This is a genomic window from Amycolatopsis rifamycinica (genome assembly GCF_000695625.1).
GTDB lineage: Bacteria > Actinomycetota > Actinomycetes > Mycobacteriales > Pseudonocardiaceae > Amycolatopsis > Amycolatopsis rifamycinica.
In genome coordinates, this window is the sequence record NZ_JMQI01000047.1 from 288,766 (window position 1) to 315,219 (window position 26,454).

Sequence of the window (26,454 nt, forward strand, 5' to 3'; positions counted from 1 at the left end):
GCCCCGAGTCTACGAACGGTTCCTGAGAGGGGCCCCAGCTTCATGCAGGTGGGCCAGCGCCTGCCGGTAGGACTCGACCAGGCTCGTCTGCAGGTACGGGACGCCCAGCTCGGCGCAGTAGGCCCGGACGATCGGCTGCGCCCGCCGCAGGTGCGGCGACGGCATGCTCGGGAACAGGTGGTGCTCGATCTGGTAGTTCAGCCCGCCGAGCGCGACGTCGGTGACGACGCCGCCGCGGACGTTGCGCGAGGTCAGCACCTGCTTGCGGAGGAAGTCGAGCTCGGTCCGCCCGGTCAGCGTCGGCATGCCCTTGTGGTTGGGCGCGAAGATCGATCCCATGTAGACCCCCCACAGTCCCTGGTGGACGGCGAAGAACAGCAGCGCCATCCCCGGGCTCAGCACCGTGAACAGCGCGCTGAGGTACAGGACGAAGTGTCCGGCGAGCAACGCGGCTTCGACCTTCCGGTGGCGCAACCCCGGCTTGCGGACCGCGCGGATCCCGGACCAGTGCAGGTTGAGCCCTTCGAGCGTGAGCAGCGGGAAGAAGAGGAACGCCTGGTACCGCCCGATGAACCGCGGCACTGGTCCGGGATTCGCGCGCGCCTGGTCCTTCGACCAGACGAGGATGTCCGGATCGACGTCGGGATCGAGCTCTTCGTGGTTCGGGTTGGCGTGGTGGCGGGTGTGCTTGTCCATCCACCAGCCGTAGCTCATCCCGATCCCGAGGTTCCCGGCGAGCATCCCGGCGACCTCGGTGGGCCGCCGTCGCCGGAACACCTGCTTGTGCGCGAGGTCGTGGGACAGCAGAGCGATCTGCCCGAACATGACGGCCATGAAGGCGGCGACGCCGAGCTGCCACCAGGAGTTCCCCAGCAGTGCGAAGGCCACCCACCCGGCGGCGAACAACCCGGTCACCAAGGCGATCCGGGCGGCGTAGTAGCCGGGACGGCGTTCCATCAGCCCGGCGGCGGAGATGCGCTGGCTCAGCCGGGCGAAGTCGCTGCCGACGGAGTTCTCTGTGGTGGTCACCCACCCGAGTCTTCGCGCCCGCGACGTACTCCGGAATCCGGTGCGCCCCAGACGGTTTGCGGGGGCCAGCCCTACCGGCCGCGCTGGTATGCGCGGCCGCCGGACGATCAGCCCACGTACTCCGCGAGGTGCTTCCCCGTCAGCGTCTTCTTCCGCGCCTTCACCAGCTGCGCCGGCGTGCCCTCGAACACGATCTTGCCGCCGTCGTGGCCGGCGCCCGGGCCCAGGTCGATGATCCAGTCCGCGTGGGCCATCACCGCCTGGTGGTGCTCGATGACGATCACCGACTTGCCCGCGTCCACCAGCCGGTCCAGCAGGCCCAGCAGCTGCTCGACGTCCGCCAGGTGCAGGCCCGCCGTCGGCTCGTCGAGGACGTACACCCCGCCCTGTTCCGCCATGTGCGTCGCCAGCTTGATCCGCTGGCGCTCGCCGCCCGAGAGCGTGGTCAGGGGCTGGCCCAGGGTCAGGTAGCCGAGGCCGACGTCGGACAGGTGCGTCAGGATCTTGTGCGCCGCCGGCAGCGCCGCGTCACCGGCGGCGAAGAACTCGAGGGCCTCCGCCACCGGCATCGCGAGCACCTCGCTGATGTCGCGGCCGCCGAAGGTGTACTCCAGCACCTCCGCGTTGAAGCGCTTGCCCTCGCAGACCTCGCACGGCGTCGCCGTTCCGGCCATGATCCCCAGGTCCGTGTACACCACGCCGGCGCCGTTGCAGTTCGGGCACGCGCCTTCCGAGTTGGCGCTGAACAGCGCCGGCTTCACGCCGTTGGCCTTGGCGAACGCCTTGCGGATCGGCTCCAGCAGGCCCGTGTACGTCGCCGGGTTGCTCCGGCGCGAGCCGCGGATGCCGGTCTGGTCGACCGTCACCACGCCCTCGCCGCCGGACACCGAGCCGTGGATCAGTGAGCTCTTGCCCGACCCCGCCACCCCGGTCACCACCACGAGCACGCCGAGCGGGATGTCGACGTCGACGTCCCGCAGGTTGTGCGTGGCCGCCCCGCGCACCTCCAGGAAGCCCGACGGCGAGCGCACCGACGACTTCAGCGACGCGCGGTCGTCCAGGTGCCGACCGGTCAGCGTGCCGCTGGCGCGCAGACCGTCCACAGTGCCCTCGAAGACGATCTCGCCGCCCTCGGTGCCGGCCCGGGGGCCGAGGTCGACGACGTGGTCGGCGATCGCGATCGCCTCCGGCTTGTGCTCCACGACCAGCACCGTGTTGCCCTTGTCGCGCAGCTGCAGCAGCAGGTCGTTCATGCGCCGGATGTCGTGCGGGTGCAGGCCGATCGTCGGCTCGTCGAAGACGTAGGTGACGTCGGTCAGCGACGACCCGAGGTGGCGGATCATCTTCGTGCGCTGGGCTTCCCCGCCGGAGAGCGTCCCGGATGGACGGTCGAGCGAGAGGTAACCGAGCCCGATTTCGACGAACGAGTCGAGCGTGTGCTTCAGCGCGTCCAGCAGCGGCGCGACTGACGGCTCGGCCAGCTTCCCGACCCACGCCGCCAGGTCGCTGATCTGCATCGCGCAGGCGTCGGCGATGCTGATCCCGTCGATCTTCGACGACCGCGCCTCGTCCGACAGCCGCGTGCCGTCGCAGTCCGGGCAGGTCTGGAAGGTTACCGCCCGCTCGACGAACGCGCGGATGTGCGGCTGCAGCGCGTCGACGTCCTTGGACAGCATGGACTTCTGGATCGACGGCACCAGGCCCGAGTAGGTCAGGTTGATGCCCTCGACCTTGATCTTGGTCGGTTCCTTGTACACCAGGTCGTCGAACTGCTTCTTGGTGAACTTCTTGATCGGCTTGTCCGGGTCGAAGAAGCCGGAGCCGCGGAAGATGCGCCCGTACCAGCCCTCCATGCTGTAGCCGGGGATGGTGATCGCACCCTCGTTGAGGGACTTGTTCTCGTCGAAGAGCGCGGTCAGGTCGATGTCGTTGACCTTGCCGCGGCCCTCGCAGCGCGGGCACATGCCGCCGGTGATGCTGAAGCTGCGGCGCTCCTTGATCTGCCGGCCGCCCTTCTCGATGGTCACCGCGCCGGCGCCGCTGATCGAGGCGACGTTGAACGAGAACGCCTGCGGGGAACCGATGTGCGGCGTCCCGAGCCGGCTGAACAGGATGCGCAGCATCGCGTTGGCGTCGGTCGCGGTGCCGACCGTCGAGTGCGGGTTGGCGCCCATCCGCTCCTGGTCGACGATGATCGCGGTGGTGATCCCGTCGAGGACGTCGACGTCGGGTCTCGCCAGCGTCGGCATGAACCCCTGCACGAAGGTGCTGTAGGTCTCGTTGATCAGCCGCTGCGACTCGGCGGCGATCGTGCTGAACACGAGGGAACTCTTGCCGGATCCGGAGACCCCGGTGAACACCGTCAGCCGCCGCTTCGGCAGTTCGACGCTGACGTCCTTGAGGTTGTTCACGCGCGCGCCGTGGACGCGGATCAGGTCGTGACTGTCGGCCACGTGCTTGCTCATCGGGAACTCCAGTTTTCGGTTCGAGCCTCGGCGGCTTGCCGGTATTCGTGCGGTGAAAGGCCATAGGCGTCCCGGAAACGGCGGACGAATTGCGCGACCGGCAGGTCCACCGCGCTCGCGAGCGTTTCCAAGTCCAGGGGTCTGGCGTATTCGCGGTCGATGCGGTCGCGGACGCGACGCAACAGCACCAGTTCACGCAGGTGATGGTGCGCGGCGGCTTTCAGGCTGAGACACATGTCGGATTTCCTTCCGGAATGCGCCCGAGCACCGCCCGGGCCGCGATCGGGAGCAGCAGGAGGGTCAGCACGCCGGACAGCACGAGACCACCCGTGCTGCCGGCCAGTTCGATCAGCGGCCCGCCCAGGGCCAGGCCGAGCGGAGCGGCCACGGTGGCACCGGTCGTCCACAGCGTGACGACCTGCTGCTGCTCCCCGGGCGCGAGCCCGGACTGCAGGAAGCTGTACGCGACCGGCGTGAACGGCGCGTACACCAGGCCGCCGAGGCCGAAGACGAGCAGCGCCACGGTGAGGTCGCCGGTGACGGCGAGCGCGATCGGGCACAGCGCCCACAGGCCGATGATCGCGACCAGCAGCGGCCGCTGCGGCAGGTTCCGCAGCCGGCTCACGAGCGCGGCACCGACGAACGCGCCGGCCCCCAGCGCGCCCCACAGCATCCCCAGACCGGACGCACCGGCGTGCAGCGACCCGCTCACGTACAGCGGGAGCGCCACTTCGACCGGCATGTACAGGAAGTTGAAGAAGAACTCGACGACCAGCAGCCGCGCGGCGACCGGACGGCGCCGCAGGATCCGCCAGCCCGATTCGTGGGTTCCGCCGTCACGCAGCGCGTCCCGGCCCGCGGTTCCGCGGGGGACGCACGCGAGCGTGGCGGCCAGGAGGACCAGCGCTCCGCCGGCGTCGACGAAGAGCGCGAAGCCCGCGCCGGCGGTCGCCACGACCACCCCGCCCAGCACCGGACCGGCGATGTAGAGCGCGAACGTCGTGTTCAGCCCCAGCAGGCCGTTGACCGAGAACCGCCCGGCCTCGCCCGCGGCCGACGTCGCCAGCAGGCGGCGGCTGCTCGAGCCGGCCAGCCGGAACGTCGCGCCGCAGAGGAGACCGGCGATCAGCACCGGCAGCGTGAGCCGGCCGGTGACGGCCAGGACGCCGAGCACGGCGAAGGTCAGCGACCGCAGCAGGCAGTCGGCGACGAGCAGCGTGCACGGCGGCACCCGCACCCGGCCGAGGCCGATGGCCAGCGCCAGCACGGTGGACAGGACGAACGGCGCCGCCTCCACGAGCCCGATGGCGATCGCCTTCGGCACGTCGCCGTGGCGGGAGAGCGTCTGCACCGGCATGGCCACCAGCAGCATGCCGGTGCCGACGTTGGCGAGCAGGTCGCCCAGCAGGAGCCCGGCGATCCGCCGGTCGCGCAGCACCTCGCGGTAGCCGAGCGCCGCGGCGGCGGTCGCGGTCAGCGCAGCTCCTGGATGCGCAGGAGGTTGCCGGCCGGGTCGCGGAACGAGCAGTCGCGGATGCCGTAGGGCTGGTCGACCGGTTCCTGGACGACTTCGGCGTTGCCCGCCTCGAGCTTGGCGAAGAGGGCGTCGAGGTCCTTGGTGGCGAGGTTGACCCCGGCGTAGGTGCCCTTGGCCATCATCTCGTTGACGGTGCGGCGCTCGTCGTCGGTCAGGCCGGGCATCGCGGCCACCGGCGTCAGCACGATGGCGGTGTCGGGCTGGTTCGGCGGGCCGATGGTGATCCACTGCATGTCGCCGTACTTGACGTTCTGGCGGACCTCGAAGCCCAGCAGGTCGCGGTAGAAGGCGAGGGAGGCTTCCGGGTCGGTGTGGGGGAGGAAGCTCGAGTGAATGGTGACGTCCATGGCGGTCACCCTAGGTGGCCGCCGACGGCCGCGCTTCTCGATTCCTGATCGGCCTGGTGACCTGTTTGGCGACGCACGGCGGCATCCCGGCGGTGGCCTCGGCCTGCTGCTCGCGGTAGACGCTCGGGGGCATCCCGACCAGCTCGGCGAACCGGGTGCTGAAGGTGCCCAGCGACGAGAAGCCGACGGTGAAGCACACCTCCGTGACGCTCAGTTCGCCCTTGCGCAGCAGGGCCATGGCCCGTTCGATCCGCCGCGTCATGAGGTACGAATACGGTGACTCTCCGTACGCCCGCCGGAACTGCCGGCTGAGGTGCCCGGCGGACATGTTCACGCCACGGGCCAGCGCCTCGACGTCGAGGGGCTGGGCGTACTCCCGGTCGATCCGGTCCCGGACCTTGCGCAGCAGCGCGAGGTCGCGCAAATACTGGGCCGCGGCGGCTGGGCTGGTCACGCACGAATCGTCCCACATCGGACCGATCCCGCGGAGGGAATCGTGTCGACCCCCGAATCACGCGTGTCGACCCTCCGATCACGCGTGTCGACCGTTCCCGCACGGCGTCCGCGGTGACCCAAGAGGCATCTCGCGTGATCGGAGCGGCATCTCGCGTGATTGGAGGGGCATCACGCGTGATGGGAGGGTCGACACGGTCAGCGGAGGGCGTCGCGGAGGGTTTCGCGCAGCCAGCGCTGGGCGGGGTCGGCGTCCAGGCGGGCGTGCCAGGACAGGCGCACCTCGAGTCCGGGCAGGTCCGCCGGGACCGGGAACCAGCGGAGGCCGAGGGTGGGGCCGTACTGCTCGGCGAGGCGCTGGGGCAGGAGCCCGGCGTACTCGCTGGAGGCGATCACGAGCGCGGCGACGGCGGAGGTGGGCACCACGGCCACGACGTGGCGGCGCAGGCCCGCCGCGTCGAGCACGTCGTCCAGCGGCCCGCGGGCGAGGCCGCGGCGGGACGCCGACACGTGCGGGTGGCGGCACAGCTGCGCGAGCGTCGGGCGGCGGTGCCGGCCCAGCGGACTGTCCGCGCGCACCGCGGCCACCAGCCGGTCGCGGTACAGCACGGCGGTCCGGATGTCCGGGGCCGGGTGCTCGCCGACGCCGATGTCCAGGTCGATCGAGCCGTCCCGGAGGGCCTCGGCGCTCTCGGCGCCCTCGGCCACGAACCGCAACGTCACGCCCGGAGCCGCGGACGAAGTGGCTTCGGCCGCCGCTGACGCCAGCGTCGCGGCCACGCCGTCGTTGATGCGGATCGTGAAGGTGCGCTCGAGGTCCGCGGGCGACAGGTCGGTGTTGACCAGGGACGCCGCCTCCTCCAGCAGCGACCGCACCCGCGGTGCCGTGCGCAGCGCGAACGGCGTCGGGGCCAGCCCGCGGCCGGCGCGCACCAGGATCGGGTCGCCCATCGCCCGCCGCAGCCGGCCCAGCGCCCGGCTGGTCGCCGGGATGGACAGGTGGAGGCGCTCGGCCGCGGCCGTCACGCTCCCCTCCCGCAGGAGCGCGTCGAACACGCGCAGGAGGTTCAGGTCGAGCTGCTCGGGCATAGTTGCAGCCTACGCAAAAGAGCCTTGCCAAAGTTGCGTCGCGCGCAGTACTCCGCCGTTCCTACCGTCGGGCTCATGGATGTCAAAGAACGCACGGGCCTGCTCCCGCTCATGTGCGCCTGCGTCGTGCTGGTCGTCGGCATGGTCGCGGCGGTCAACCTCGCCGTCCCGCTGCTCGCCGCGAGCTCGCTGCACCCGTCCGCGTCCACGCTGGTCTGGATCGTCGACACCTACGTCATCGTGTTCGCCTGCCTGGTGATCCCCGGCGGGGCCGCGGGCGACCGGTTCGGCCGCAAGGGGATCCTGCTGGCCGGGCTGGTGCTGTTCGCGGCGGGCGCGCTGCTGTCGGCGGTGGCGCCCGGTGTCGCCGTCCTGCTCGCCGGCCGGGCGCTCACCGGGATCGGCGCGGCCGCCGTGCTGCCCAACTCGCTCGCCGTGCTGCTGCACGCCGTGCCCGCCGGCCGCCGGACGGCGACCGTCGCGACCTGGGCGTCGATGACCGGCATCGGCGGGGTCGCGGGCAACGCCGGCGGCGGGCTGCTGCTGGCCGGCGGGTCCTGGCGCTGGCTGTTCGCCGCCGCCGTGCCGGTCGCGCTCGCGGCCGCCGCCCTGGTCGCGCGCACCGCGCCGGTTTCGGCGCGCCACGACCGGCCGCTCGATCCCGTGGCCGCGCTCCTGCTGGTCGGCGCGTCGGTCGCGCTGCTGCTCGGGATCGTCCAGGGCCCGGAAGCGGGCTGGGGCAGCACGCTCGTCCTGACCGGGTTCACCTGCGCGGCCGTGCTGTTCGCGGCGTGGGCGTGCACCGAACTGAGGTCGGCGCACCCGCTGCTGGACCCGCGGCTGTTCCGGATCGCCGGCCTGCGCAGCGCCTGCCTGGGGATGACCACGATCTTCTTCGGCATGTTCGCGCTGTTCTACGTCAACGCGTCGTTCCTGCAGTACGCGAAGGGGTACGGCGTGGTGGCGACCGGCCTCGGCATCGTCCCGCTGACCGTGCCGATCGTCCTCGGCGGACGGCACACCGGGCGCCTGGTCCGGCGGATCGGCCTCGACGCGACCGTCGCGCTCGCCTTCGCGTGCGTCGGAGCCGGCTTGCTGGGACTGTCCACGAGCGACACGCGGACGCCCTACCTCGCCTATGCGGCTTGGCTCGTCGTGACCGGGACCGGGGTCGCGCTGGCGCTGCCGGCGCTTTCGGGGGTCATCGCGGGCTCGCTGCCGCCGTCGCAGGCCGGGGCCGGCACCGGGTTGCAGGCCACGACCCGCGAGTTCGGCAGCGCGCTCGGCGTCGCCGTCATCGGCACGGTGTCCACGGCGGGGTTCACCGCCGCGCTGCCGCCGGACGCCCGCGGGGCGCACACCGTGGCCGAGGCGCTCGCGCGGACCCCTCGCGCGGCCGACGTCGTCACGGCGTTCGTGGCGGGCACGGACGCCGGACTGCGCGCCGCCGGGGTCGCGGTGCTGGTCCTCGGCGGGCTCGTCGTGGGGGAGTCGTGGTGGGCACGGCGGACGCGGTAGAAGCCGCCCCGGGGGTTCCCGTGCCCCCGGGACGGCTTCGCACCGGTGCTTCAAGACCGTGGAGCCCCTTCCGGCGGCATACCCTTCCGCCGGAACGACCTCCACGGCCCGTGTGCCCCGGCGGAGTGACCCGCCGCGGCACCCGGCCCCGGGCCCCCGCCCGGTGCGCCGGAAGAGGGCCACCCCGGGGGCGTCGGGTTCCCTCGGGATGACCTTCTCCCGGCCCGCCGGGCGCTCGCTCGACCCACCCTCTTCCGAGGGGCCGGGGGCGAAGCCCCGATGGAGACGGACGCGAGGCGGGCTGGGGGACGCTGGGGGCCGGCCACCACACCACCCAGCCGCGGAGGGGGTGTGGTGGCCGGCATGGGACGGAGACCGCCGCGCGCAGTCCCGTCCCGGCTTCTCTACCTCCCCATCGGGATGGCCATGGTCGGCAGCGCCGCCCCGGGCTGGGCGGCGAACGCCGTGGTCGGCGGGGCCGGCAGCGACTGCGCGGGGAACGCCGTCGTGGGGATGTCGTTGGCGAACTCGCTTTCGAACTCGCGCTCGAAGGCCTGGTGGTCGAAGCCGCTGTCGAACTCCGGCGGCACGTCGGCCGCCAGTGCGGCGAGTGACGGCTCGATCGTGGGCACCTCGGGGACCTCCGCGACGGGCGCGGGCTCCGGCTCCGGCACGTAGTCGGGCGCGGGCAGCCGCCGGTCGAGCTCGGCCATCCAGTCCAGCATCGCCCTCGGCTTGTCCCACGCGGAGATGCCGACGAGCCGTCCGTCGCGGATGAAGCCGGTGATGCCGTCGGCCAGTGACACGGTGTCCTCGGCCAGCGACGGCATCCCGCACATCTGCAGCCGGGTGTCGTACAGCGTCGACCAGGCGCGGGGGAGCGGGGTGAACGGGATGGCGCTGGAGTGGCCCATCAGCAGGTTGTCCGCCGCGTGCCGGGCCGACTCGACCGCGTTGATCCAGTGCTCGACCCGCCGCGGGGTCTCGTCGAAGCGCAGGTTCGGCCAGCGCGCGATGTCACCGGCGATGACGACGTCGGAAGCGCCTTCGGCGAACAGCTTGGAGTCGCAGAGGACGCCGTCGCTGATGTCGAGGCCGGAGCCGCGCATCCAGTCGACCGACGGGACGCTGCCGATGGCGAGCACGACGACGCTGGCGACCAGCAGCTGGTTGTTCGTCAGGTGCAGCCCGACGGTGTCCTTCGTGCTGATCCAGTGCCGGACTTCGCTGCGCATCGCCAGGTTCGCGCGGTGCTCGTGGTGCGCCTCGACGATCCCGCTCGAGACGCGGTCGCCGAAGCGGTGCAGCGGCGCCTTCGCGTGCCCGATCAGGGTGACGTCCCGGCCGATGTGCCGCATGCTCGCGGCGAACTCGTTGCCGATCAGGCCGGCCCCGATGACGACGGCCGGCTTCTTGCTGGCGTTGAGGCAGCGCCGCACCGCCATCGAGTCCTCGACCGTGCGCAGGATCCGCACCCGCGGGTCGTGCCGCGGTGCCCCGGGCAGGTGCCGCGGGTAGACGCCGGTCGCGGCGATCAGGCCGTCGTACCAGAGGGACTCGCCGCCGGGCAGGTGCACGACCCGCTCGGTGGTGTCGAGGTGCGTGACCCGCGCCCCGAGCCGCCAGTGGACGTCGAGGTCGGGCAGGTAGTGCGAAAGGCCCACGTCGCTGGGCCGTTCGGTCCCCATCACCAGCGCCTTGGAGACCATCGGCCGGTGGTAGGGCCGCCGGGCCTCGTCGCCGATCAGGACGATCTCCCCGTCGAACTTCTGTTCCCGCAAGCGTTCCGCGGCGCGCAGCCCGGCGACGCCCGCACCGACGATGACGATCCGGTCGCCGTCAGCCATCGAGGTCCCCTCTCATCACGACCGCCTGCATCGGGCAGCAGCGGGCGGCCATCTTCGCCTGTTCAATGGTGGTTTCGTCCAGCAGCCGCGTGTGGAAGCGCAGGCGGCCGTCCTGACCGAGGTCGAACACGTCGGGCGCCTCCATGGCGCAGATGCCGTAGAGCTCGCACCGGTCGTTGTCGACACTGATCCGGGGCCCGCTACCGGGCAGACGGAAGGGCATGTCAGGCCACCTGCTCTTCCACGAGGCCGATGCGCTCGAGCGTGCGGGCCGGCATGAACCGCAGCATGGACACCGTCACGGCCGGGACGAGCAGCGTGATGCCGCCCAGCCAGGTGACCGAGAGGTGGCCGTTCGCGATGGCGCCGAACCAGGAGTGGATCGCGATCAGCCCGACGGCCGGGTACGCGCAGCGGTGCAGCCACAGCCACCGCCGGTAGGACGTGAAGCGCTGCAGGCCGGCGGTGAGGAAGATGGCGAACATGACCTCGAAGCCGACCATGCCCGCGATGTGGCGCGTTTCCTGGCCGGAGCCGAACGGGATGAACATGTAGGCGAAGCTGTACGGCTGGACCGTCAGGTAGGTGAAGCCCAGCGCGTGGACCAGGCCGAAGATGATCGTCGCGGTGGCCAGCACCATGTGGGTGCTGCGCAGGGCCTTCCGGCCGGTGACCGAGCGGATCCAGCCGGTCGCGGTGAGCACGCCCCAGGTGAGCGTCAGCATCGCCGCCCCGTACGACGTCCGGGCGGCGAAGGCGGCGAGGCCGCGGGCGGCCGGGTCGGTCTTCGGCTGGAACTGCTGGGTGAGGAAGATCGTCGCTTCGTGCCATGTCTCAACCATGGCTACCCCCGGTTCTCGCGGTGGCCGGCCGGGCTGCCCTGGCGCGGCCACGGTTGCTCTTGATCTGGCGCAGCACGTAGAACAGGCCGCCGCCGACCAGCAGGAACAGCGCCGCCACCACGGCGAGCTGGGACGTGTCGAGGCCGAGCTGGATCCCGGTGGGCGCCGCGGTCGTGGAGACGACCGGCGCGGGCAGCGCGGTGTAGTCGACCATCCCGGTGCTCTCGAGCATCGTCATGTGCCGCATCACGGCCTGGTTGCCGACGGTCGCGAAGGCCCGCACGTCGTCGTTGCGGGTACCGGCGCGCAGCTGCGCGAGGACGGCGAACACCTGGCCGTGCGCCGCGCGCAGCCGGTTGGCGAAGACGCGGTCGAACTCCGGGCCGGGGGAGGCGGCCATCTGCTCGGCGAGCCAGCCGCGCTGTTCCTCCGACGGCTGGTCGGGGACCGGCGAGTTCAGCTTCTGCGAGAGGGCACGGGTCGCCACGTCGAGGCGGCCGTGGTCCATCATGATCGCGAAGCCGACCTTCTGGACGAGGGGGCTGCCCTTCTCCATCGCCATCATGCCCGAGGGCATCTCCCACAGACCGGCCTGGCGGACCTTGGTGAGCAGCACCGCGTCGGTGTCGGAGACGGCGGTCGTCTGGGCGAGCGAGGTCGAACCCGGTGCGAGCAGCGACAGGACCAGGGCCAGCACGAACAGGATCCGGACGAGCGGCCGGGAGCGCTCGAAGACCGACGGCGACCCGGTCTCCAGCCAGGCGAGCTCAGACGCCGAACGCATTTTGCCTCCACTCGTCCTGGGTCAGCGTGATCTTCTTGCCGTCCGGCGCGATCGGGTACCACGCCTGGTCGAGGCCCTGACCGGAGGTGTCGGCGGGTTCGGTGTCGCCGGTGAAGTGGTAGAGGGGCCAGCCGGCGAGGGTGAGCTGCTGGCTGCCGTCGTCGCGGGTGATCTCGCCGATCAGCGACTGGTCGACGTCGATCGGCGGCAGGGTGCCGCCGGCCTTGACCGGGATCCACTTGGCCGCGCACGCGCCGGTGCAGTTCGACCGCGGGGGATTGGGGGTGTCCCGGTCGTAGCGGTAGATCGTGTACCCGGTCCCGTCGACGAGCAGGAGCCCGAGGTCGAACGTCTTCGCTCCCCTGAGCTGGCTCTTCGCCGGGTTGTTCGGGTCGGCGGTGATGCCCTGCGGCATCGGCAGGACGACCTGTCCCTGCTGCATGCCGGGCATCTGCATCCCGGCGGCGCCGCCGGCGGCGTAACCACCACCCGAGGTGGTGGCCGCGCCGGCGGTACAGGCGGTGAGCAGGGCGAGTGCGGTGAGGCACACGGCGGCGGGGACCACCGGGCGGGGAATGCGGATCACTGCTCCTCCGTGGGGCATGACTACGCGCTGTTGCCGGTAGTGCAACGGAAAAGGGCGCGAAAGATCCACAGTGGACATTCGGTCCGGAGTGGATGCGGAGCGTTGCGGGGGACAACGCCTGGTCGGGGTCTTCGGTAGGGGATACGGACACGGTACGGAAACGGTTCAAAAAAGTTTTGCTCCCGGTTTGCGGGCCCGGGGGCTGGACGTAGGCCGTCCGGCCCACCAGGATGTCCCGCGTGGGACGGCACACCCGGGCGCTGAGAGCCATCGGAGATCACGATGCCGTCGCCGAACCCGGCGACGGCCACGACGATCTGGCGAAGGCGCTCTACCAGGAGTTCGGCGGGTCCCTGATGGCGTTCGCGCTGCGGCTGACCGGCCACGACCGGCAGTGGGCCGAGGACGTCGTGCAGGAGACCCTGATCAAGGCGTGGCGCAACGCCGACAAGCTCGACCGCCAGCCCGAGATGCTGCGTGCCTGGTTGTTCACGGTGGCCCGGCGGATCGTCATCGACGGCTGGCGCAGCCGCAGTGTCCGGCCGCAGGAGCTCGAGGAGATCGAATCCGACGCGATCGCGGTGTCCGACGAATCGGACCGGACGCTCGCCGCGATGATCGTGTACGAGGCGCTGCAGGGCCTCTCGCCCGAGCAGCGGGAGGCCATCCAGCAGACCTACCTGCGCGACCGGACCGTGAACGAGGTCGCGGCGACCCTCGGCGTGCCCCCGGGCACCGTGAAGTCCCGCATCCACCACGCCGTCCGCGCGCTGCGCCGGGCCTTGCGCGAGCGGGGGTGAACTGAGCGTGGCCGGATCCGCACACACCGACGTCGCCGCCTACGTGCTGGGCGTGCTGAGCGAGGCCGAGAACACCCAGTTCGAAGCCCACCTGATGAACTGCCCGCACTGCCAGCTCGACCTGATCGAGCTCTACCAGCTGCCGGACGTGCTCGACCTGGTGAAGCGCAGCTGGCCGGAGCCGCCGATGCCGGCGCCCGGCCCGCGCACCCTGTCGCCGGGCCCCCGGGTGCTGCGCGGCCTCATGGAAGAGGCCGCCGTCAAGCGCCGCCGCCGTCGCCGGATCGGCATCCTCGCCGCGGCCGCGGCCGCGGCGGCCGTGATCGCCGGCCCGCTGGTGACCCTGGCGGTCCGGCCGGCCGACGCCGTCCCGCCCGCTTCGCTGGCCGCCCCGAGCAACAAGCAGCCGCCGCCGGCGACGAGCGTTCCGGCGACGTCCACCGCGCCGCCCGGCGGTGCGCAGGGCCAGCCCGGCGGCGGCCAGACCTACGGCCGCGGCAGCGGCGGGTCCGCCGTCAGCGCCCTCGTCACCGTTTCGCCGGTGGAGTGGGGCAGCCGCGTCGAGCTCGAGCTGCGCGGGATCGTCGGGCCGGTGAAGTGCCAGCTGGTCGCCGTCCCGGCCACCGGTACCGAGCGCGTCGTCTCCAGCTGGTCGGTGCCGCCCAAGGGCTTCGGCATCCCCGGCTCGCCCGAACCGTTGCGGCTGCAGGGTTCGGTCTCCCTGGCGATGGACCAGATCAGCCGGTTCGAGGTGCGCGGCGAAGACGGCACCGTCCTCGTCGTCGTTCAGCGCTGAATCTCTTTCTTTTCGGTAGAACGCCGTGACCTGGATCGATGCCGTCCGGTTGCGTTCTGGTAGATAACGAACAGATAACGAGCCGGTCGCTTTTGAACCTCAGGGCGCCCATGTCCGTATCCCCCAATGCATCCCCCGATGCGATCCGACAGCCGGAACCGCAAGCATCTCCACTCCGGTTCCGAGCGATCTCGAGCTCCATCAACGGTAGTTCTTGCCCGGGCTGCCGCGCTGCCAAAGCGCGCGCCCGGAAAAACGAACGAGGTGAACTAGTCTATGGCCCGGAATTCTCGGTCCCCCGTGACGGGCAAGCACCGCGTTGCCCGCCGAACCAAGATCGCGATGGGTGCGATCGGCCTGGCGATCGCCGTCGGCGCACTCGCCGTCGCGGTCACCACGGGCCGCACGGGCGAAGCCAGCGCGGACCAGGCGGACCCGTCGTTCTTCATCGACATCACCAAGGTCCCCGCCGGCACCAATGTGAACGCGGCCTTGAAGCAGAAGGGCGCCAAGGGTTCCTTCACCGTCGACTGTGGAACGAACGCGGACGGCTCGCACCACAACCCGGACAACTTCATCGCGCAGCCCGGGATCAAGAACGGCGCCCAGCACCTGCACGACTACGTCGGCAACGTGACCACCGACGCGGATTCGAGCCTCAAGAGCCTGCTCGCCGGCGGCACGACCTGCAAGAACGGTGACAAGTCGGCGTACTTCTGGCCCGTCATCCGCATCGACCGCGAGGACGCGGCGGCCGACCAGAGCGAGAACCAGAAGGCCAAGCAGGAGCAGCAGGGCAAGACGGGCGACGTCCAGGAGGACAAGAGCGCGCAGGACGCCCAGGACGCGCAGGCGCAGAACCAGCGCGAGCGCGCGGGCCAGGGCGGCGGCCGGACGGGCTTGAGCGCCCAGCAGCAGCAGGGCGACCAGAACGACGGCCGGCAGCAGGACCGGCAGCGCCGTCAGCAGCAGCAGAATCAGCAGCAGGACCAGAACCAGCAGCAGGACCAGAACAAGAACCAGCAGAACCAGACTCAGGGTCAGCAGCAGGAGGAGCTCGGCGGCCCGCAGGGCGAGAACGAAGAGGTCGGCGACAACGACGGTGAGATCGTCGAGCCGGAGTCCGCGGAGCTGAAGTTCATCGGCGGTGGCGCGCAGAACGTCGTCGCGATGCCGCTCGGGCTGAAGATCCTCTACGGTGACGCCAAGCAGAGCACCAACGGCCCGGCGAACGCCCGGCCCAGCTGGACCTGCACCGGGTTCGAGGACCGGCTGACCGACAAGTACCCGATTTGCCCGCAGGGCAGCAAGGTCGAGCGCATCCACGCCTTCCCGAACTGCTGGGACGGCAAGAACACCGACAGCGCCAATCACCGCACCCACATCGTGTTCGCTGACCAGCAGGGCAAGTGCCCGCAGGGCTTCAAGAACGTCCCGCAGCTGCAGGTCACCCTGGTGTACGACATCCCGCAGGACGTCCAGCAGAACAAGCAGTACAAAGTGGACGCTTTCGCGCAGGAAGCGCACAACCCGCGGTCCGACCACGACGACTTCGCGAACGTGATGAGCAGGCAGATCATGAACCGCCTGGTCAACTGCGTGAACTCCGGCAAGGTCTGCGCCGAATAACGCCACCCGGCCACCTCGAAAGCAGGAGGGAGAACTTCCGATGAACCGTGCTCGCCCGGCCGCCGCCGCGCCGATCGCCCTTGCCGGACTCGCGCTGGTCGCGGCCTGCGGGACCAACCCGTACGCCGCTTCCGGTGCCGTCCAGCCGGTGGTGCTCGGGGCGCAGCAGCAGCCGGCGAGCGCGGTTCCGGCCGGCGCCGCGACCCGGCTGATATCGTCCACTGTGGACGGGTTGGGCCCGGTGCTGGCCGATGCCGAAGGGCACACGCTCTACCGGTACGCGAAGGACTCGGCCGAGCCGCCCGCGGCCACCTGCGCCGGCCCGTGCGCGATGACGTGGCCGCCGCTGGTGTCCGACGGCCCGGCGATCGCCGCCGGGGTCGACGGCGAGCTGGTCGGCCTGGTCACCCGGCCCGACGGCCGCAAGCAGGTGACGGTGGCGGGCCGGCCGGTCTACCGGTACGCCAAGGACACCGGCCCGGGCGTCGCCCTCGGCCGGGAAGCGGGCACGGACTGGACCCCGGTCACCCCGCCGGGCCAGAAGGCGGACCCGGCCACGGTGCAGACAGCGGAGGTCGACGGCCTCGGGCCCGTCCTCACGGACGCGGACGGCCGCACCCTCTACCTCTTCACCAAGGACGCCAAGGGTTCCGGAAAGTCCACCTGCGACGGAGCCTGCGCGCGGAAGTGGCCACCGCTCCCGGCGGACGGCCGCGTCACGGTCGCCGGCGGCATCGACCCCGGACTGGTCGGCCGCATCACCCGAGCGGACGGCACGAGCCAGGTGACGGTGGGCGGCTGGCCGGTGTACACCCACACCGCGGACAGCGCACCGGGCGAAGCGAGCGGCCACGGCGCGGGCGGCACCTGGTTCGCGCTCGAACCCAACGGCTGCAAGGCCGACCCGGCCAGCAGGCCGACGGTCCGGCAGGCACTGGCCACCACAACCGGCGGGTAAGCCCGCCCCACGATCCCCGGCCCGGCGGACCCTTCCCTCCACCTCACCCCCTTCGGTCCGCCGGGCCGGTCGCACCACCCCGAAACCGCGGGATCCCTCCCGCACCCCGGCCCCGGCCCGGTGGACGCTTCCCTCCACCTCACCCCCCCCAGTCCACCGGGCCGGTTGTTTCACCGCACGAAACCGCGGGAGCCTCCTCCCGCACCCCGAAACCGCGGGATTCCTCCCGCACCCGAGCCCCGGTCCGGTGGACGCTTTCCCTCCACCTCACCCCCCCAGTCCGCCGGGCCGGGATTCTTCACCCACCGATCCGGTCCAGCCGGATCAGCGAAGGAGGAGAAAGGCGGGACCCCTCCCGCCCGCGAGTTCCGGCCCGGTGGACGCTTCCCTCCACCTCACCCCCGTCCACCGGCCGGAACCCTTCCCCCCAACCTCAAGCCCGCAACCCACCCCTCCAGACCCGCAGCCGAGCCCAGATCCGCGAGATGCCCTCCCACCCACGCGAGATGCCCTCCCAATCCCGCGAGATGCCTCTCCAGTCACGCGAGATGCCTCTCTAGTCACGCGAGATTCGCCCCCAGTCACGAGATGCCCTTCCGATCACGCGAGATGCCTCTCCAGTCACGCGAGATTCGCCCCCAAGCACGCGAGATCCCCCTCCCGTCACACAAGCTCCTCGGCTGATCACGCGACTTCCGCCCCAGCCACGCGAACCCCGCCAAGCCCCAGCCAGGTGGCCGCCCCTCGATCACCCGGCCGCCGGCACCGAAGGCTCCGCGGTCCCGAACCCCGGTCCGGGGGATGCTTCCCTCCACCTCACCCCCTCATCCCCCGGATCGGTGAACGCTGCGGTCCCCGTGCTCCGGCACGGGGACCGCGGCCCAGAAGTCCAGCGGCACCCGGCCCGTTCCCCGGCCCGCGGAGTCGAGCAGCCGCCCCATCAGCTTGATGCTCCGCAGCGTCACCGCCCGGCCGGTGATCTCCAGCCACGGCAGCTTCGCCGCCAGCCGCGCCTCCACCGCCAGCACGTCGGGCGGGGAAGCCAGCCACAGCACCAGCATCAGGTTCTCCGCCCCGGTCAGCGCCGCGCACATGCGGACCTCCGGCACCATCGCCAGCGACCGGGCCGTCGTCTCCAGCTTGTCCGGCGGCACCCGCAGCCACAACGTCACCGTCACCGGCGCCGGGGACACCGACCGCGCGATCTCGCAGCGGACGCGGATCGCGCCGCGGCCCAGCAATCCGTCCAGACGGCGGCGCACCGTCGTCGCCCCGACGCCGAGCGCGGCCGCCAACGCCGCCGCCGACGCGCGGGCGTCCGCCCCCAGCGCCAGGATCAGGGCCCGGTCCGCCGCGTCGAAGCGCAGCGGTGCGCGGTGGCGAGCCGGCTTGGCCGACAGCGCCTCCCGCTGACGCGGCGAAATCGCGCGGACCCGCCAGCGGCTGCCCTCGGTGAACATCCGCGGGGACAGCGTCGTCCGCACCCGGGCCACGCCGGGCACCGCCGCGATCCGGTCCGCCACGTGCGCCGCCAGCTCCCGCAGCGACGGCGCCACGACGTGGACGAGCAGATCGCACGGGCCGGCCACGTACTCGACGGTGGCCACGTGGCCGTCCGAGGCCAGCGCGGCGGCCACCGGAAGGGCCGCGCCTGGCTCGCAGTCGATCGCGACGAAGGCCAGCGTCAGCTGCTCGAGCAAGGCGCCGCCGGGGTACGCGGTGAGCCAGGCGTCCCCGCGCTCCACGAGCGCGTCCCAGCGCCGCGCCACGGTCACCGCGCTCAGGCCGAGCGCGTCCCCGAGCGTCGACCACGACGCCCGCGGCGCCGCCTGGAGCGCGTCGGCCAGTTTGAGGTCCTGCTCCGCCAGCATGGCGGACTCTTCGCTCATCGGCCCTCGAAACGGTGGTTTCGGCGATTTTACCCGGCCATTGTGCTCGACTCTCGCATGATCGGCGGATGAGCCTGCACTCCGACGCCGCCGCCCTGCTCGACGAACTGGTCGCCCTGCGCCGTGACCTGCACCGCATCCCCGAGATCGGCCTGCAGCTGCCGCGCACCCAGGAACGGGTGCTCACCGCCCTGGACGGCCTGCCCCTCGAAATCACGCTCGGCGAGAACCTGTCCTCGATCACCGCCGTCCTGCGCGGCGGCCGGCCCGGCGGCACCGTCCTCCTGCGCGGCGACATGGACGCGCTCCCGGTCACCGAGGCCAGCGGCGAAGAGTTCACCTCGATCCTCGACGGCGCCATGCACGCCTGCGGCCACGACCTCCACACCGCGGGCCTGGTCGGCGCGGCCCGGCTGCTCGCCGCCCGCAAGGAAGACCTCCCGGGCGACGTCGTCTTCATGTTCCAGCCCGGCGAAGAGGGCTGGGACGGCGCCGGCCTCATGATCGACGAAGGCGTGCTGACGGCGTCCGGCAAGCACGTCGACGCCGCGTACGGCCTGCACGTCTCGGCCGCGAGCTACCCGAAGGGCCAGTTCACCGCCCGGCCCGGCACGCTGATGGCGGCCTCGGGTGCCCTCGAAGTCCGCGTCCTCGGCGACGGCGGCCACGGCTCGTCCCCGCACGACGCCCGGGACCCCATCCCGGCCGCGTGCGAAATGGTGACCGCCCTGCAGACGATGGTCACGCGCACGTTCGACGTCTTCGACCCGGTCGTGATCACCGTCGGCTCGTTCCACGCCGGCACCCGGCGCAACATCATCCCCGACGACGCGGTGTTCGAGGCGACGCTGCGATCGTTCTCCCCGGAAGTCGCGGCGCGGGTCGGCGAGCGCGCGGTGCGGGTCTGCCGCGGCATCGCGCAAGCGCACGGCCTCGACATCGAAGTCACCTACGAACCCGAATACCCGGCCACGGTCAACGACGCCGGCGCGTACGAGTTCGTGGCCGCCACGATCCGCGACGTGTTCGGCGAGGAGCGCTTCACCGAGATGGCCGATCCGATCACCGGCTCGGAGGACTTTTCCCGTGTCCTGGAACGGGTTCCGGGCGCTTACCTCTTCCTCGGCGCGTGCCCCGCCGACCCGGCGACGGCCCCGGACAACCATTCGCCGCGGGCCCGCTTCGACGACAGCGTGCTCGGCGACGGCGCCGCGCTGCTGGCCGAACTGGCCGTCCGCCGTCTCGCACTCCTGGCCGGGTGACACGCGGGTACCCTGGCCCTCGTGCTCGGCATCTTCCGGCCGGATCGGCCGGTCGAACACCCTGCGGTTCCGGTGACTTCGGAGGAGGCGGCGTGACGCGCACGGTGTTCACGGGCGGTTCGGTGTTCGACGGCACCGGGGCGGACCCGGCACCGGCCGACGTCGTCGTCGAGCACGGCCGGATCGTCGACGTCGGGACGGACCTCGACGGCGACGAGGGCGTCGACTGCACCGGCACGGTGCTGCTGCCCGGGCTGTTCGACTGCCACGTGCACGTCACGATCTCCGACATCGGGCTGCTGTCCCGCGTGCAGAAGCCGTTCTCCTACCAGTTCTACGAAGCCGCGCGGAACCTGTGGGCGACGCTGGGGCTGGGCATCACGACCGTCCGCGACGCGGCGGGCGCGGACCTCGGCATCAAGCAGGCGGTGGACGACGGCCTGATCCCGGGCCCGCGGCTGCAGATCTCCATCGGGCTGATCAGCCCGACCGGCGGCCACGGCGACGCGTGGAACCCGTCGGGGCTGTGCGTCCCGCTGATGGTCCCGCACCCGGGCCGGCCGGAAACCACGGTCGACGGCCCCGACGAGATGCGCCGGGTGGCCCGGACGCTGCTGCGCGCGGGCGCGGACGTGCTCAAGGTGTGCACGACGGGCGGCGTGCTGTCCCCGCGCGACGACCCGCGGCACTCGCAGTTCACCCCGGAGGAATTGGACGTCCTGGTGACGGAGGCGGCGATGCAGGGCCGCCCGGTGATGGCGCACGCCCAGGGCGCGGCGGGCATCAAGAACGCCGTCCGCGCGGGCGCGCGTTCGATCGAGCACGGCATCTACCTCGACGACGAAGCGATCGAGCTGATGCTGGGCCACGGAACCTGGCTGGTGCCGACGCTGATCGCCCCGGTCAACGTGGTCCGCGCGGCCGACGCGGGCGTCGACCTCCCGCCGGCGGTGGTGGCGAAGGCGCGCGAAGTGGTGGAGGCCCACCGGGACTCGGTCCGCCGCGCGTACGCGGCGGGCGTCCGGATCGCGATGGGCACGGACAGCGGAGTGGGCCCGCACGGGACGAACCTCGAGGAACTGGCGTTGATGGCGGCGTGCGGAATGCCGCCGGGCGACGTCCTGGAGGCGACGACATCCTCGGCGGCGCGGCTGATGGGCCTGGACGGCGAACTGGGCCGGCTGGAGCCGGGCCTGCGCGCGGACGTCGTGGTGGTGGCCGGGAACCCGTACGACTTCCCGGCACTGGCGGCGAACATCCGGGAAGTGTGGAAGGACGGCATCCGCGTCGTCTGACACAGCGGTTAGCCCTTTCGGCGCTACTCAGCGTCATGCGGAGGCGGCAACCTGTGACGCGTGAAGTTCTTCCGCTCCGAAGACCCCGTACTGCGGCCCTCGGCCGTCGTCCTGTGGGCCACAGCGGGCATTCTCCTGGCCGTCGGGTTGACTGCCGGCCTCCTCGTCGTCTACCGGAACATGGACCCGCAACGCGTGTCCACGTGGTTGGACATCGTGCGGATCGGCCTCAGCGTCGGTGCGGGCACCGGCGGCCTGTTCGCCCTGTGGCTGGCGTCCAGACGCCAGCGCTCGGCCGAGCAGACGCTCGTGCTGCAGCGGGAGGTGTCCCGCTCGACGGTCACCGACAGCACGGAACGCCGGATAACCGATCAGTACAGCAAGGCGATCGACCAGTTGGGACACGAGAAAGCTGCGGTGCGGCTCGGTGCCATCTATTCGCTCGAACGCATAGCGCAGGATCACTCCGGGCATAGGCAGACCGTCGTGGACGTCTTCTGCTCGTATCTTCGCCTCCCTTTTGCTGTCCCGGGTGGTATCGGTGAGGGTGGTGAACCAGTAAAAGGTGAGTACGATGACGCCGACGAATTGGAGGTCCGCCGCACTGTTCAGAGTATGATCTGGGCGCATCTCGGCGATCCGGAAAAGCGCAATTTCAAGGACAAGTTCTGGCCTGGAATCTCACTGGATCTGTCGCGGACAATTCTCGTCGATCCGATCTTTCGGCACTTGTCGGTCCGTAGTTTGAAGTGTGAGGGCACGGTTGTTCACGGTCTGGCGGACTTCCAAGGTATCAAGGCCGCGGAAGTAAGCGGCTTCGGCAAGGTGAAGTTCTATGGGAAGACGACGCTGGCCGGGAGTGTGTTTCGTAATGGCCTGGCGTTGATCTCATCGAATTTCAGTGACGAACTCGACCTGTCGGGAGTCAGTGTCTCGCGACCGTTCTCTGTAGGGCACTGCCACTTCGGCGGCAAGGTCGTGTTGACGGGTAACCCGTCGGGTGGCCTGATGTTGAACAATTGTGTTTTCGAAAAAGATCTATTCTTGAACGATGGCAAGTTCGATCTTCTATTTGTATATAAAAGCGAGTTTTGCGGCCGTTTCATCACCGATAATTTATATCTCGAGACTGTGGCGTTGGTAGTTGGTTCCACTTTCCATACTCCGCCTGATCGGCATGACCGTGTGGTGCATGTCGCAAACCTGGAGAACTCCGACGAGCTGCTTCGGTCCATGATCGAGCAACTCGGCGCCGACGACAGTTGAAGCACGCGTGTCGTCCGTCAGAGGTCCGGGTTCAGCAGGTCCTTCAACGCGGCCGCGAACTTCGCCGGGTTGCGCTGCGGGGCCAGGTGCGCCCCGGGCATCTCGGTGAACGGCAAGCCCAGTTCCAGGGCCAAGATCTTCGCCGGCTGGTAGTGGTAGCGGCCCCGGCTGCCCTCGCCCGCCACCGGGAAGATCTCCGTGCTCGCCCTGCGCAGGGCCCGCAGGTCCGGCAGGTAGTCGAAGAACGCCGTCAGCTCGCGGTCGAACAGCCGGATCCACTCGGCTTCGTGGGGGAGGCGCAGGTTCGGCAGGTTCGGCAGCGCCGCGCCGGCGATGGCGTCCGCGAAGCGGGTCACCGCGGCCATCAGCTCACCCGAACGGGCCAGCCGGACCTGTTCCGCCGCCGCTTCGAGCCAGCCGCCCGCGTCCGGCATCAGGTGGACCGCCGGGGGTTCGTGCGCGACCAGCGTCGTCACGCGGTCCGGGTGGCGGGCGACGAGGTCGAGGCCGATCAGGGCGCCCGCGCTCGAGCCGAACACCTGGGCCGGGCCGTCCGCCGCGTGGTCCAGGACCGCCAGCGCGTCGTCCGCCTGGCGGGCCACCGGGACCGGGCCCGTCGTCGTGTCCGTGCTGCCGAAGTGACCGCGGCGGTCGTAGGTGATCACGGTGTAGTCCGCGTACAGGTGCTTCGCCAGCGCGCGGTAGGCGTCGCCCGCTCCGGTGCCGCCCGCGATCAGCAGCAGTGCCGGGCCCTCGCCGCCGCGGCGGACGAGGAGCTCGCCGTCCTCCACCGGGCAACGGCTCTCCGAGATCATGCCCCGAAGTGAAGCACAAGCTGCTCACCCGACGGCGTGGTGGTCGATCCCCTGAGGGGCTAGAGCCGTTCGATGATCGACGCGGTCGCCAGCGCGCCGCCCGCGCACATCGTCACCAGCGCCGTCGAGGCGTCCCGGCGCTCCAGCTCGTGCAACGCCGTCGTCAGCAGGCGGGCTCCCGTGCTGCCCACCGGGTGGCCGAGGGCGATCGCGCCGCCGTTGACGTTCACCCGCGACGGGTCCGGCGAAACCACCTGCTGCCAGGACAAGGCGACCGACGCGAACGCCTCGTTGACCTCGAACAGGTCCACGTCGCCCACGGTCATCCCGGCCCGGGACAGCACGCGTTCCGTCGCGCGGATCGGGCCGTCCAGGTGGTAGTACGGCTCCGCGCCGACCAGCGCCTGCGCCACGATCCGGGCCCGGGGACGCAGCCCCAGCGCCGCGGCCCGGTCCGCGTCCAGCAGGAGCAGGGCCGCCGCGCCGTCGGAGATCTGGGACGACGTGCCCGCCGTGTGGATGCCGTCTTCGACCACCGGCTTGAGCCGGGCGAGGCCTTCGACGGTCGTCTCGCGCAGGCCCTGGTCGCGGGCGACCAGGTGGGTTTCGCCCGTCGGTTCGCCCGAAGCGGAGAGGACCGGTGCCTTCACCGGCACCACTTCGCGGTCGAAGTGGCCCGCCGCCCAGGCGGCCGCCGCCTTCTGCTGGGAGGCCGCGCCGAACGCGTCGACGTCGGCCCGCGTCAGCCCGCGGCGGACCGCGATCCGCTCGGCCGCGCCGTACTGGTCGGGCAGGTCGATCGACCACGACGACGGCCGCGGGGACGCGCCCGCGCGGTTCGTGCCCAGCGGCACCCGGCTCATCGCCTCGACCCCGCACGCGACACCGGCCTCGATGGCGTCCGCGGCGATCAGGCCGGCGATCAGGTGGGTGGCCTGCTGCGCCGAGCCGCACTGGGCGTCGATCGTCGTCGCGCCCGCCGTCTCGGGCAGGCCCGCGTGCAGCCACGCCGTGCGCGTGACGTTGTTCGACTGCTCACCGGCCTGCGTGACGCAGCCGCCGATGAGCTGCTCGACGAGGGCCGGGTCGATCCCGGCCCGGTCCAGCAGGGCGAGCTGCGCGGCGCCCAGCAGTTCGGCCGCGTGCAGGCCGGCCAGCAGCCCGTTCCGCTTGCCGATGGGGGTCCGCACGGCTTCGACGATGACCGGCACGCCCATGTCGTCCCCTTCGTCGGGAAACACTGTTCACTACCGCAGAAACTAGAACAAGTTATCGTTTCCTGAAAGTCTGCGCAGGTTTGACCCCTTGTTGATCTTCCAGCGGTGAACGCACGCTCACCTGGCCTCATCGGTTAAGTAAACGGGTTTCACTGACGGTCTTCCGTTGGTTAACGCCGTATGCTTCAATCCAACCTAGAACGTGTTCCAAGCCGAACCGTGGGAGGCAACGTGGCCGCTCCGCTCATCCCCGCCGGGTTCGACTTCACCGATCCCGATCTCCTGGCCGAGCGACTTCCCGTCGCCGAGTTCGCCGAGCTGCGGCGGACCGCCCCGGTGTGGTGGAACCCCCAGAAGCACAACACCGCCGGCTACCGCGACGACGGCTATTGGGTCGTCTCGCGCCACGCGGACGTCAAGGAGGTCTCCCGCGACAGCACGCTGTACTCGTCGCGCGAAAAGACCGCCATCATCCGCTTCGACGAGAACATGACCGAGGACAACCTCGAGGCGAACCGCCTGGTGCTGCTCAACATGGACGCCCCGCAGCACACGAAGCTGCGGCGGATCGTGTCGAAGGGCTTCACCCCGCGGTCCATCGCGAAGCTCGAGGACACGCTGCGCGACCGCGCCGAGCGGATCGTGCACGAGGCGCGCAAGAAGGGGTCGGGCGACTTCGTCACCGACGTCGCCTGCGAGCTGCCGCTGCAGGCGATCGCCGAGCTGATCGGCATCCCGCAGGCCGACCGGCTCAAGATCTTCGAGTGGTCCAACCAGATGGTCGCCTACGACGACCCCGAGTACGAAGTCGAGCCTCTGGAAGCGTCCACCCAGCTCGTCGGCTACGCCTGGAACATGGCCGAGGACCGGCGCCGGTGCCCGATGGACGACATCGCCACCAAGCTGATCCAGGCGGACGTCGACGGCGAATCACTCGGCTCGGACGAGTTCGGCTTCTTCGTCATCCTGCTCGCCGTCGCCGGCAACGAGACGACGCGCAACGCCATCACCCACGGGATGAAGGCGTTCCTGGACCACCCGGACCAGTGGGCGCTGTTCAAGGAGCAGCGGCCGAAGACCGCACCCGACGAGATCGTCCGCTGGGCCACCCCGATCGTCGCCTTCCAGCGCACCGCCACCCGCGACACCGAGCTCGGCGGCGCGCGGATCCGCAAGGGCGACCGCGTCGGCATGTTCTACAGCTCGGCCAACTTCGACCACGAGGTCTTCGAAAACCCGGAGAAGTTCGACATCTTCCGCGAGGACAACCCGCACGTCGGCTTCGGCGGCACGGGGTCGCACTACTGCATCGGCGCGAACCTGGCCCGGCTGGAGATCGACCTGATCTTCAACGCGATCGCCGACGTGATGCCGAACATCTCCGAGGCGGCGCCCCCGGTGCGGCTGCGGTCGAGCTGGATCAACGGCATCAAGCACTACCCGGTGCGGTACGCCTGAGGAACTCCATGACGCGTTCCCCGGTGAGCCCGGCCGCGGCCTCGTCGTACTCGGGGCCGTCCTCGTCGGTGTAGAAGTGCCCGATGCCCGGGTAGGTGTACACCCGGGCATCGGCGCCCGATCGCGCTGCGGCTTCTCGCCAGGCCGCCACCTGCGCCGGAGGCGCGATCGGATCGGGGTCGGCGACGTGGACCTGCACCGGCAGGCCGGCGCGGATCCCGGCGGGCAGGTCGCCCAGCGCGTGCAGCAGGAGGACACCGGCGGTGCCGAGCCGGTGCGGCAGCACGGCCTGGACGACGCCGGCCCCCATCGAAACTCCCGCGAGCACGGTCTCCGCGGGCAGCTCGCGCACGGCGTCGAGGGCCCGCCCGGCGATGGTCTCCCACCCGACGGCGTCCTTCAACGCGAAGCCCGCGTCGAGGGCCGAGGCCGTCCGGCCGTCGTAGAGGTCCGGGGTCACCACGCGGTGCCCGGCCGCCCGCAGCCGGTCGGCGAAGCGGAGCTCGGCGGGCCGCAGCCCCAACACGGAGTGGAACACCACGATGTCGCTCATCCGGCGATCCTGCCAGGGG

The 26,454-nt window shown here is 71.0% G+C and carries 25 protein-coding genes; 9 read left to right on the forward strand and 16 right to left on the reverse strand.

Annotated features, from left to right (window positions below; translation table 11 throughout):
* Nucleotides 1-9: 9 nt before the first annotated feature.
* From DV20_RS23000 to DV20_RS23030, 7 genes are all read right to left on the reverse strand, one after another.
* The gene (locus DV20_RS23000; RefSeq protein WP_043783555.1) at nucleotides 10-1,029 is read right to left on the reverse strand and encodes a fatty acid desaturase family protein; all 1,020 of its coding nucleotides are present in this window, start codon (nucleotides 1,027-1,029) and stop codon (nucleotides 10-12) included.
* A gap of 107 nt (nucleotides 1,030-1,136) precedes the next feature.
* A complete protein-coding gene (locus DV20_RS23005; RefSeq protein ID WP_043783557.1) occupies nucleotides 1,137-3,494 on the reverse strand; it encodes an ATP-binding cassette domain-containing protein in 2,358 nt (785 codons plus the stop codon).
* A complete protein-coding gene (locus tag DV20_RS23010) occupies nucleotides 3,491-3,730 on the reverse strand; it encodes an AraC family transcriptional regulator (RefSeq protein ID WP_043783559.1) in 240 nt (79 codons plus the stop codon). The genes DV20_RS23005 and DV20_RS23010 overlap by 4 nt, the downstream gene beginning before the upstream one ends.
* Nucleotides 3,715-4,932, reverse strand: coding sequence for an MFS transporter (locus tag DV20_RS23015; RefSeq protein WP_043783561.1), 1,218 nt, complete (start codon nucleotides 4,930-4,932; stop codon nucleotides 3,715-3,717). The genes DV20_RS23010 and DV20_RS23015 overlap by 16 nt, the downstream gene beginning before the upstream one ends.
* A 35-nt stretch (nucleotides 4,933-4,967) precedes the next feature.
* Nucleotides 4,968-5,378 carry a VOC family protein gene (locus tag DV20_RS23020; protein ID WP_043783712.1) on the reverse strand — a complete coding sequence of 137 codons (411 nt, stop codon included), beginning with the start codon at nucleotides 5,376-5,378 and terminating at the stop codon, nucleotides 4,968-4,970.
* Nucleotides 5,379-5,388: 10 nt separating this feature from the next.
* Complete coding sequence (locus DV20_RS23025) at nucleotides 5,389-5,850, reverse strand: helix-turn-helix transcriptional regulator (RefSeq protein WP_084093609.1); 462 nt, start codon at nucleotides 5,848-5,850, stop codon at nucleotides 5,389-5,391.
* Nucleotides 5,851-6,029: 179 nt separating this feature from the next.
* Nucleotides 6,030-6,920: a LysR family transcriptional regulator gene (locus tag DV20_RS23030; protein WP_043783563.1), complete on the reverse strand. Its 891-nt coding sequence runs from the start codon at nucleotides 6,918-6,920 to the stop codon at nucleotides 6,030-6,032.
* 111 nt (nucleotides 6,921-7,031) lie between these two features.
* Between DV20_RS23030 and DV20_RS23035 the strand changes: the two genes are divergently transcribed.
* On the forward strand, nucleotides 7,032-8,438 hold the full coding sequence (locus tag DV20_RS23035) for an MFS transporter (protein WP_043783719.1): 1,407 nt from the start codon (nucleotides 7,032-7,034) through the stop codon (nucleotides 8,436-8,438).
* A 404-nt stretch (nucleotides 8,439-8,842) separates the two neighbouring features.
* Here DV20_RS23035 and DV20_RS23040 read toward each other — a convergent pair whose 3' ends face one another.
* The 5 genes from DV20_RS23040 to DV20_RS23060 are packed head-to-tail and all read right to left on the reverse strand — an operon-like array spanning nucleotide 8,843 to nucleotide 12,497.
* Entirely contained in the window at nucleotides 8,843-10,285 is a 1,443-nt protein-coding gene (locus DV20_RS23040) for an NAD(P)/FAD-dependent oxidoreductase (RefSeq protein WP_043783565.1), read from the reverse strand.
* On the reverse strand, nucleotides 10,278-10,508 hold the full coding sequence (locus tag DV20_RS23045; RefSeq protein WP_043783567.1) for a ferredoxin: 231 nt from the start codon (nucleotides 10,506-10,508) through the stop codon (nucleotides 10,278-10,280). Before DV20_RS23045 ends, DV20_RS23040 begins: the two co-directional genes overlap by 8 nt.
* Before the next feature lies 1 nt (nucleotide 10,509).
* The gene (locus tag DV20_RS23050) at nucleotides 10,510-11,127 is read right to left on the reverse strand and encodes a ferric reductase-like transmembrane domain-containing protein (RefSeq protein ID WP_043783568.1); all 618 of its coding nucleotides are present in this window, start codon (nucleotides 11,125-11,127) and stop codon (nucleotides 10,510-10,512) included.
* On the reverse strand, nucleotides 11,120-11,911 hold the full coding sequence (locus tag DV20_RS23055) for a DUF4142 domain-containing protein (protein ID WP_043783570.1): 792 nt from the start codon (nucleotides 11,909-11,911) through the stop codon (nucleotides 11,120-11,122). The genes DV20_RS23050 and DV20_RS23055 overlap by 8 nt, the downstream gene beginning before the upstream one ends.
* Nucleotides 11,895-12,497 carry a hypothetical protein gene (locus tag DV20_RS23060; RefSeq protein WP_051736094.1) on the reverse strand — a complete coding sequence of 201 codons (603 nt, stop codon included), beginning with the start codon at nucleotides 12,495-12,497 and terminating at the stop codon, nucleotides 11,895-11,897. Before DV20_RS23060 ends, DV20_RS23055 begins: the two co-directional genes overlap by 17 nt.
* A 239-nt stretch (nucleotides 12,498-12,736) precedes the next feature.
* On the opposite strand from DV20_RS23060, the gene DV20_RS23065 reads away from it, so the two are divergent.
* From DV20_RS23065 to DV20_RS23080, 4 genes are all read left to right on the forward strand, one after another.
* The gene (locus tag DV20_RS23065; RefSeq protein WP_043783573.1) at nucleotides 12,737-13,297 is read left to right on the forward strand and encodes a sigma-70 family RNA polymerase sigma factor; all 561 of its coding nucleotides are present in this window, start codon (nucleotides 12,737-12,739) and stop codon (nucleotides 13,295-13,297) included.
* Between the two features lie 7 nt (nucleotides 13,298-13,304).
* Complete coding sequence (locus DV20_RS23070; RefSeq protein WP_043783574.1) at nucleotides 13,305-14,093, forward strand: zf-HC2 domain-containing protein; 789 nt, start codon at nucleotides 13,305-13,307, stop codon at nucleotides 14,091-14,093.
* Nucleotides 14,094-14,369: 276 nt separating this feature from the next.
* A complete protein-coding gene (locus DV20_RS23075; protein ID WP_043783575.1) occupies nucleotides 14,370-15,722 on the forward strand; it encodes a DUF1996 domain-containing protein in 1,353 nt (450 codons plus the stop codon).
* 40 nt (nucleotides 15,723-15,762) lie between these two features.
* A complete protein-coding gene (locus tag DV20_RS23080) occupies nucleotides 15,763-16,680 on the forward strand; it encodes a lipoprotein (RefSeq protein ID WP_043783576.1) in 918 nt (305 codons plus the stop codon).
* A gap of 824 nt (nucleotides 16,681-17,504) precedes the next feature.
* On the opposite strand, the gene DV20_RS23085 is transcribed toward DV20_RS23080, so the two are convergent.
* Complete coding sequence (locus tag DV20_RS23085; RefSeq protein WP_235190921.1) at nucleotides 17,505-18,569, reverse strand: Lrp/AsnC family transcriptional regulator; 1,065 nt, start codon at nucleotides 18,567-18,569, stop codon at nucleotides 17,505-17,507.
* Nucleotides 18,570-18,637: 68 nt separating this feature from the next.
* Here DV20_RS23085 and DV20_RS23090 point away from each other — a divergent pair, with 68 nt between their 5' ends.
* The 3 genes from DV20_RS23090 (at nucleotide 18,638) to DV20_RS43160 (ending at nucleotide 22,392) form a co-directional block, all read left to right on the forward strand.
* On the forward strand, nucleotides 18,638-19,831 hold the full coding sequence (locus DV20_RS23090) for a M20 metallopeptidase family protein (RefSeq protein ID WP_043783578.1): 1,194 nt from the start codon (nucleotides 18,638-18,640) through the stop codon (nucleotides 19,829-19,831).
* 92 nt (nucleotides 19,832-19,923) lie between these two features.
* On the forward strand, nucleotides 19,924-21,126 hold the full coding sequence (locus tag DV20_RS23095) for a metal-dependent hydrolase family protein (RefSeq protein WP_043783579.1): 1,203 nt from the start codon (nucleotides 19,924-19,926) through the stop codon (nucleotides 21,124-21,126).
* Between the two features lie 60 nt (nucleotides 21,127-21,186).
* Nucleotides 21,187-22,392 (forward strand): hypothetical protein, encoded by a 1,206-nt coding sequence (locus DV20_RS43160; RefSeq protein ID WP_051736095.1) that lies wholly within the window; start codon nucleotides 21,187-21,189, stop codon nucleotides 22,390-22,392.
* Nucleotides 22,393-22,409: 17 nt separating this feature from the next.
* Here the strand turns inward: DV20_RS43160 and DV20_RS23105 are convergent, their stop codons facing one another.
* Together DV20_RS23105 and DV20_RS23110 are read right to left on the reverse strand one after the other, a co-directional pair.
* Nucleotides 22,410-23,207 (reverse strand): alpha/beta fold hydrolase, encoded by a 798-nt coding sequence (locus tag DV20_RS23105; protein ID WP_043783581.1) that lies wholly within the window; start codon nucleotides 23,205-23,207, stop codon nucleotides 22,410-22,412.
* A gap of 59 nt (nucleotides 23,208-23,266) precedes the next feature.
* Nucleotides 23,267-24,424: a steroid 3-ketoacyl-CoA thiolase gene (locus DV20_RS23110; RefSeq protein ID WP_043783583.1), complete on the reverse strand. Its 1,158-nt coding sequence runs from the start codon at nucleotides 24,422-24,424 to the stop codon at nucleotides 23,267-23,269.
* A gap of 231 nt (nucleotides 24,425-24,655) precedes the next feature.
* Between DV20_RS23110 and DV20_RS23115 the strand changes: the two genes are divergently transcribed.
* Entirely contained in the window at nucleotides 24,656-25,882 is a 1,227-nt protein-coding gene (locus DV20_RS23115) for a cytochrome P450 (RefSeq protein ID WP_043783585.1), read from the forward strand.
* On the opposite strand, the gene DV20_RS23120 is transcribed toward DV20_RS23115, so the two are convergent.
* On the reverse strand, nucleotides 25,854-26,435 hold the full coding sequence (locus DV20_RS23120; RefSeq protein ID WP_043783587.1) for a dienelactone hydrolase family protein: 582 nt from the start codon (nucleotides 26,433-26,435) through the stop codon (nucleotides 25,854-25,856). The genes DV20_RS23115 and DV20_RS23120 overlap by 29 nt on opposite strands.
* Between the last annotated feature and the right edge of the window lie 19 nt (nucleotides 26,436-26,454).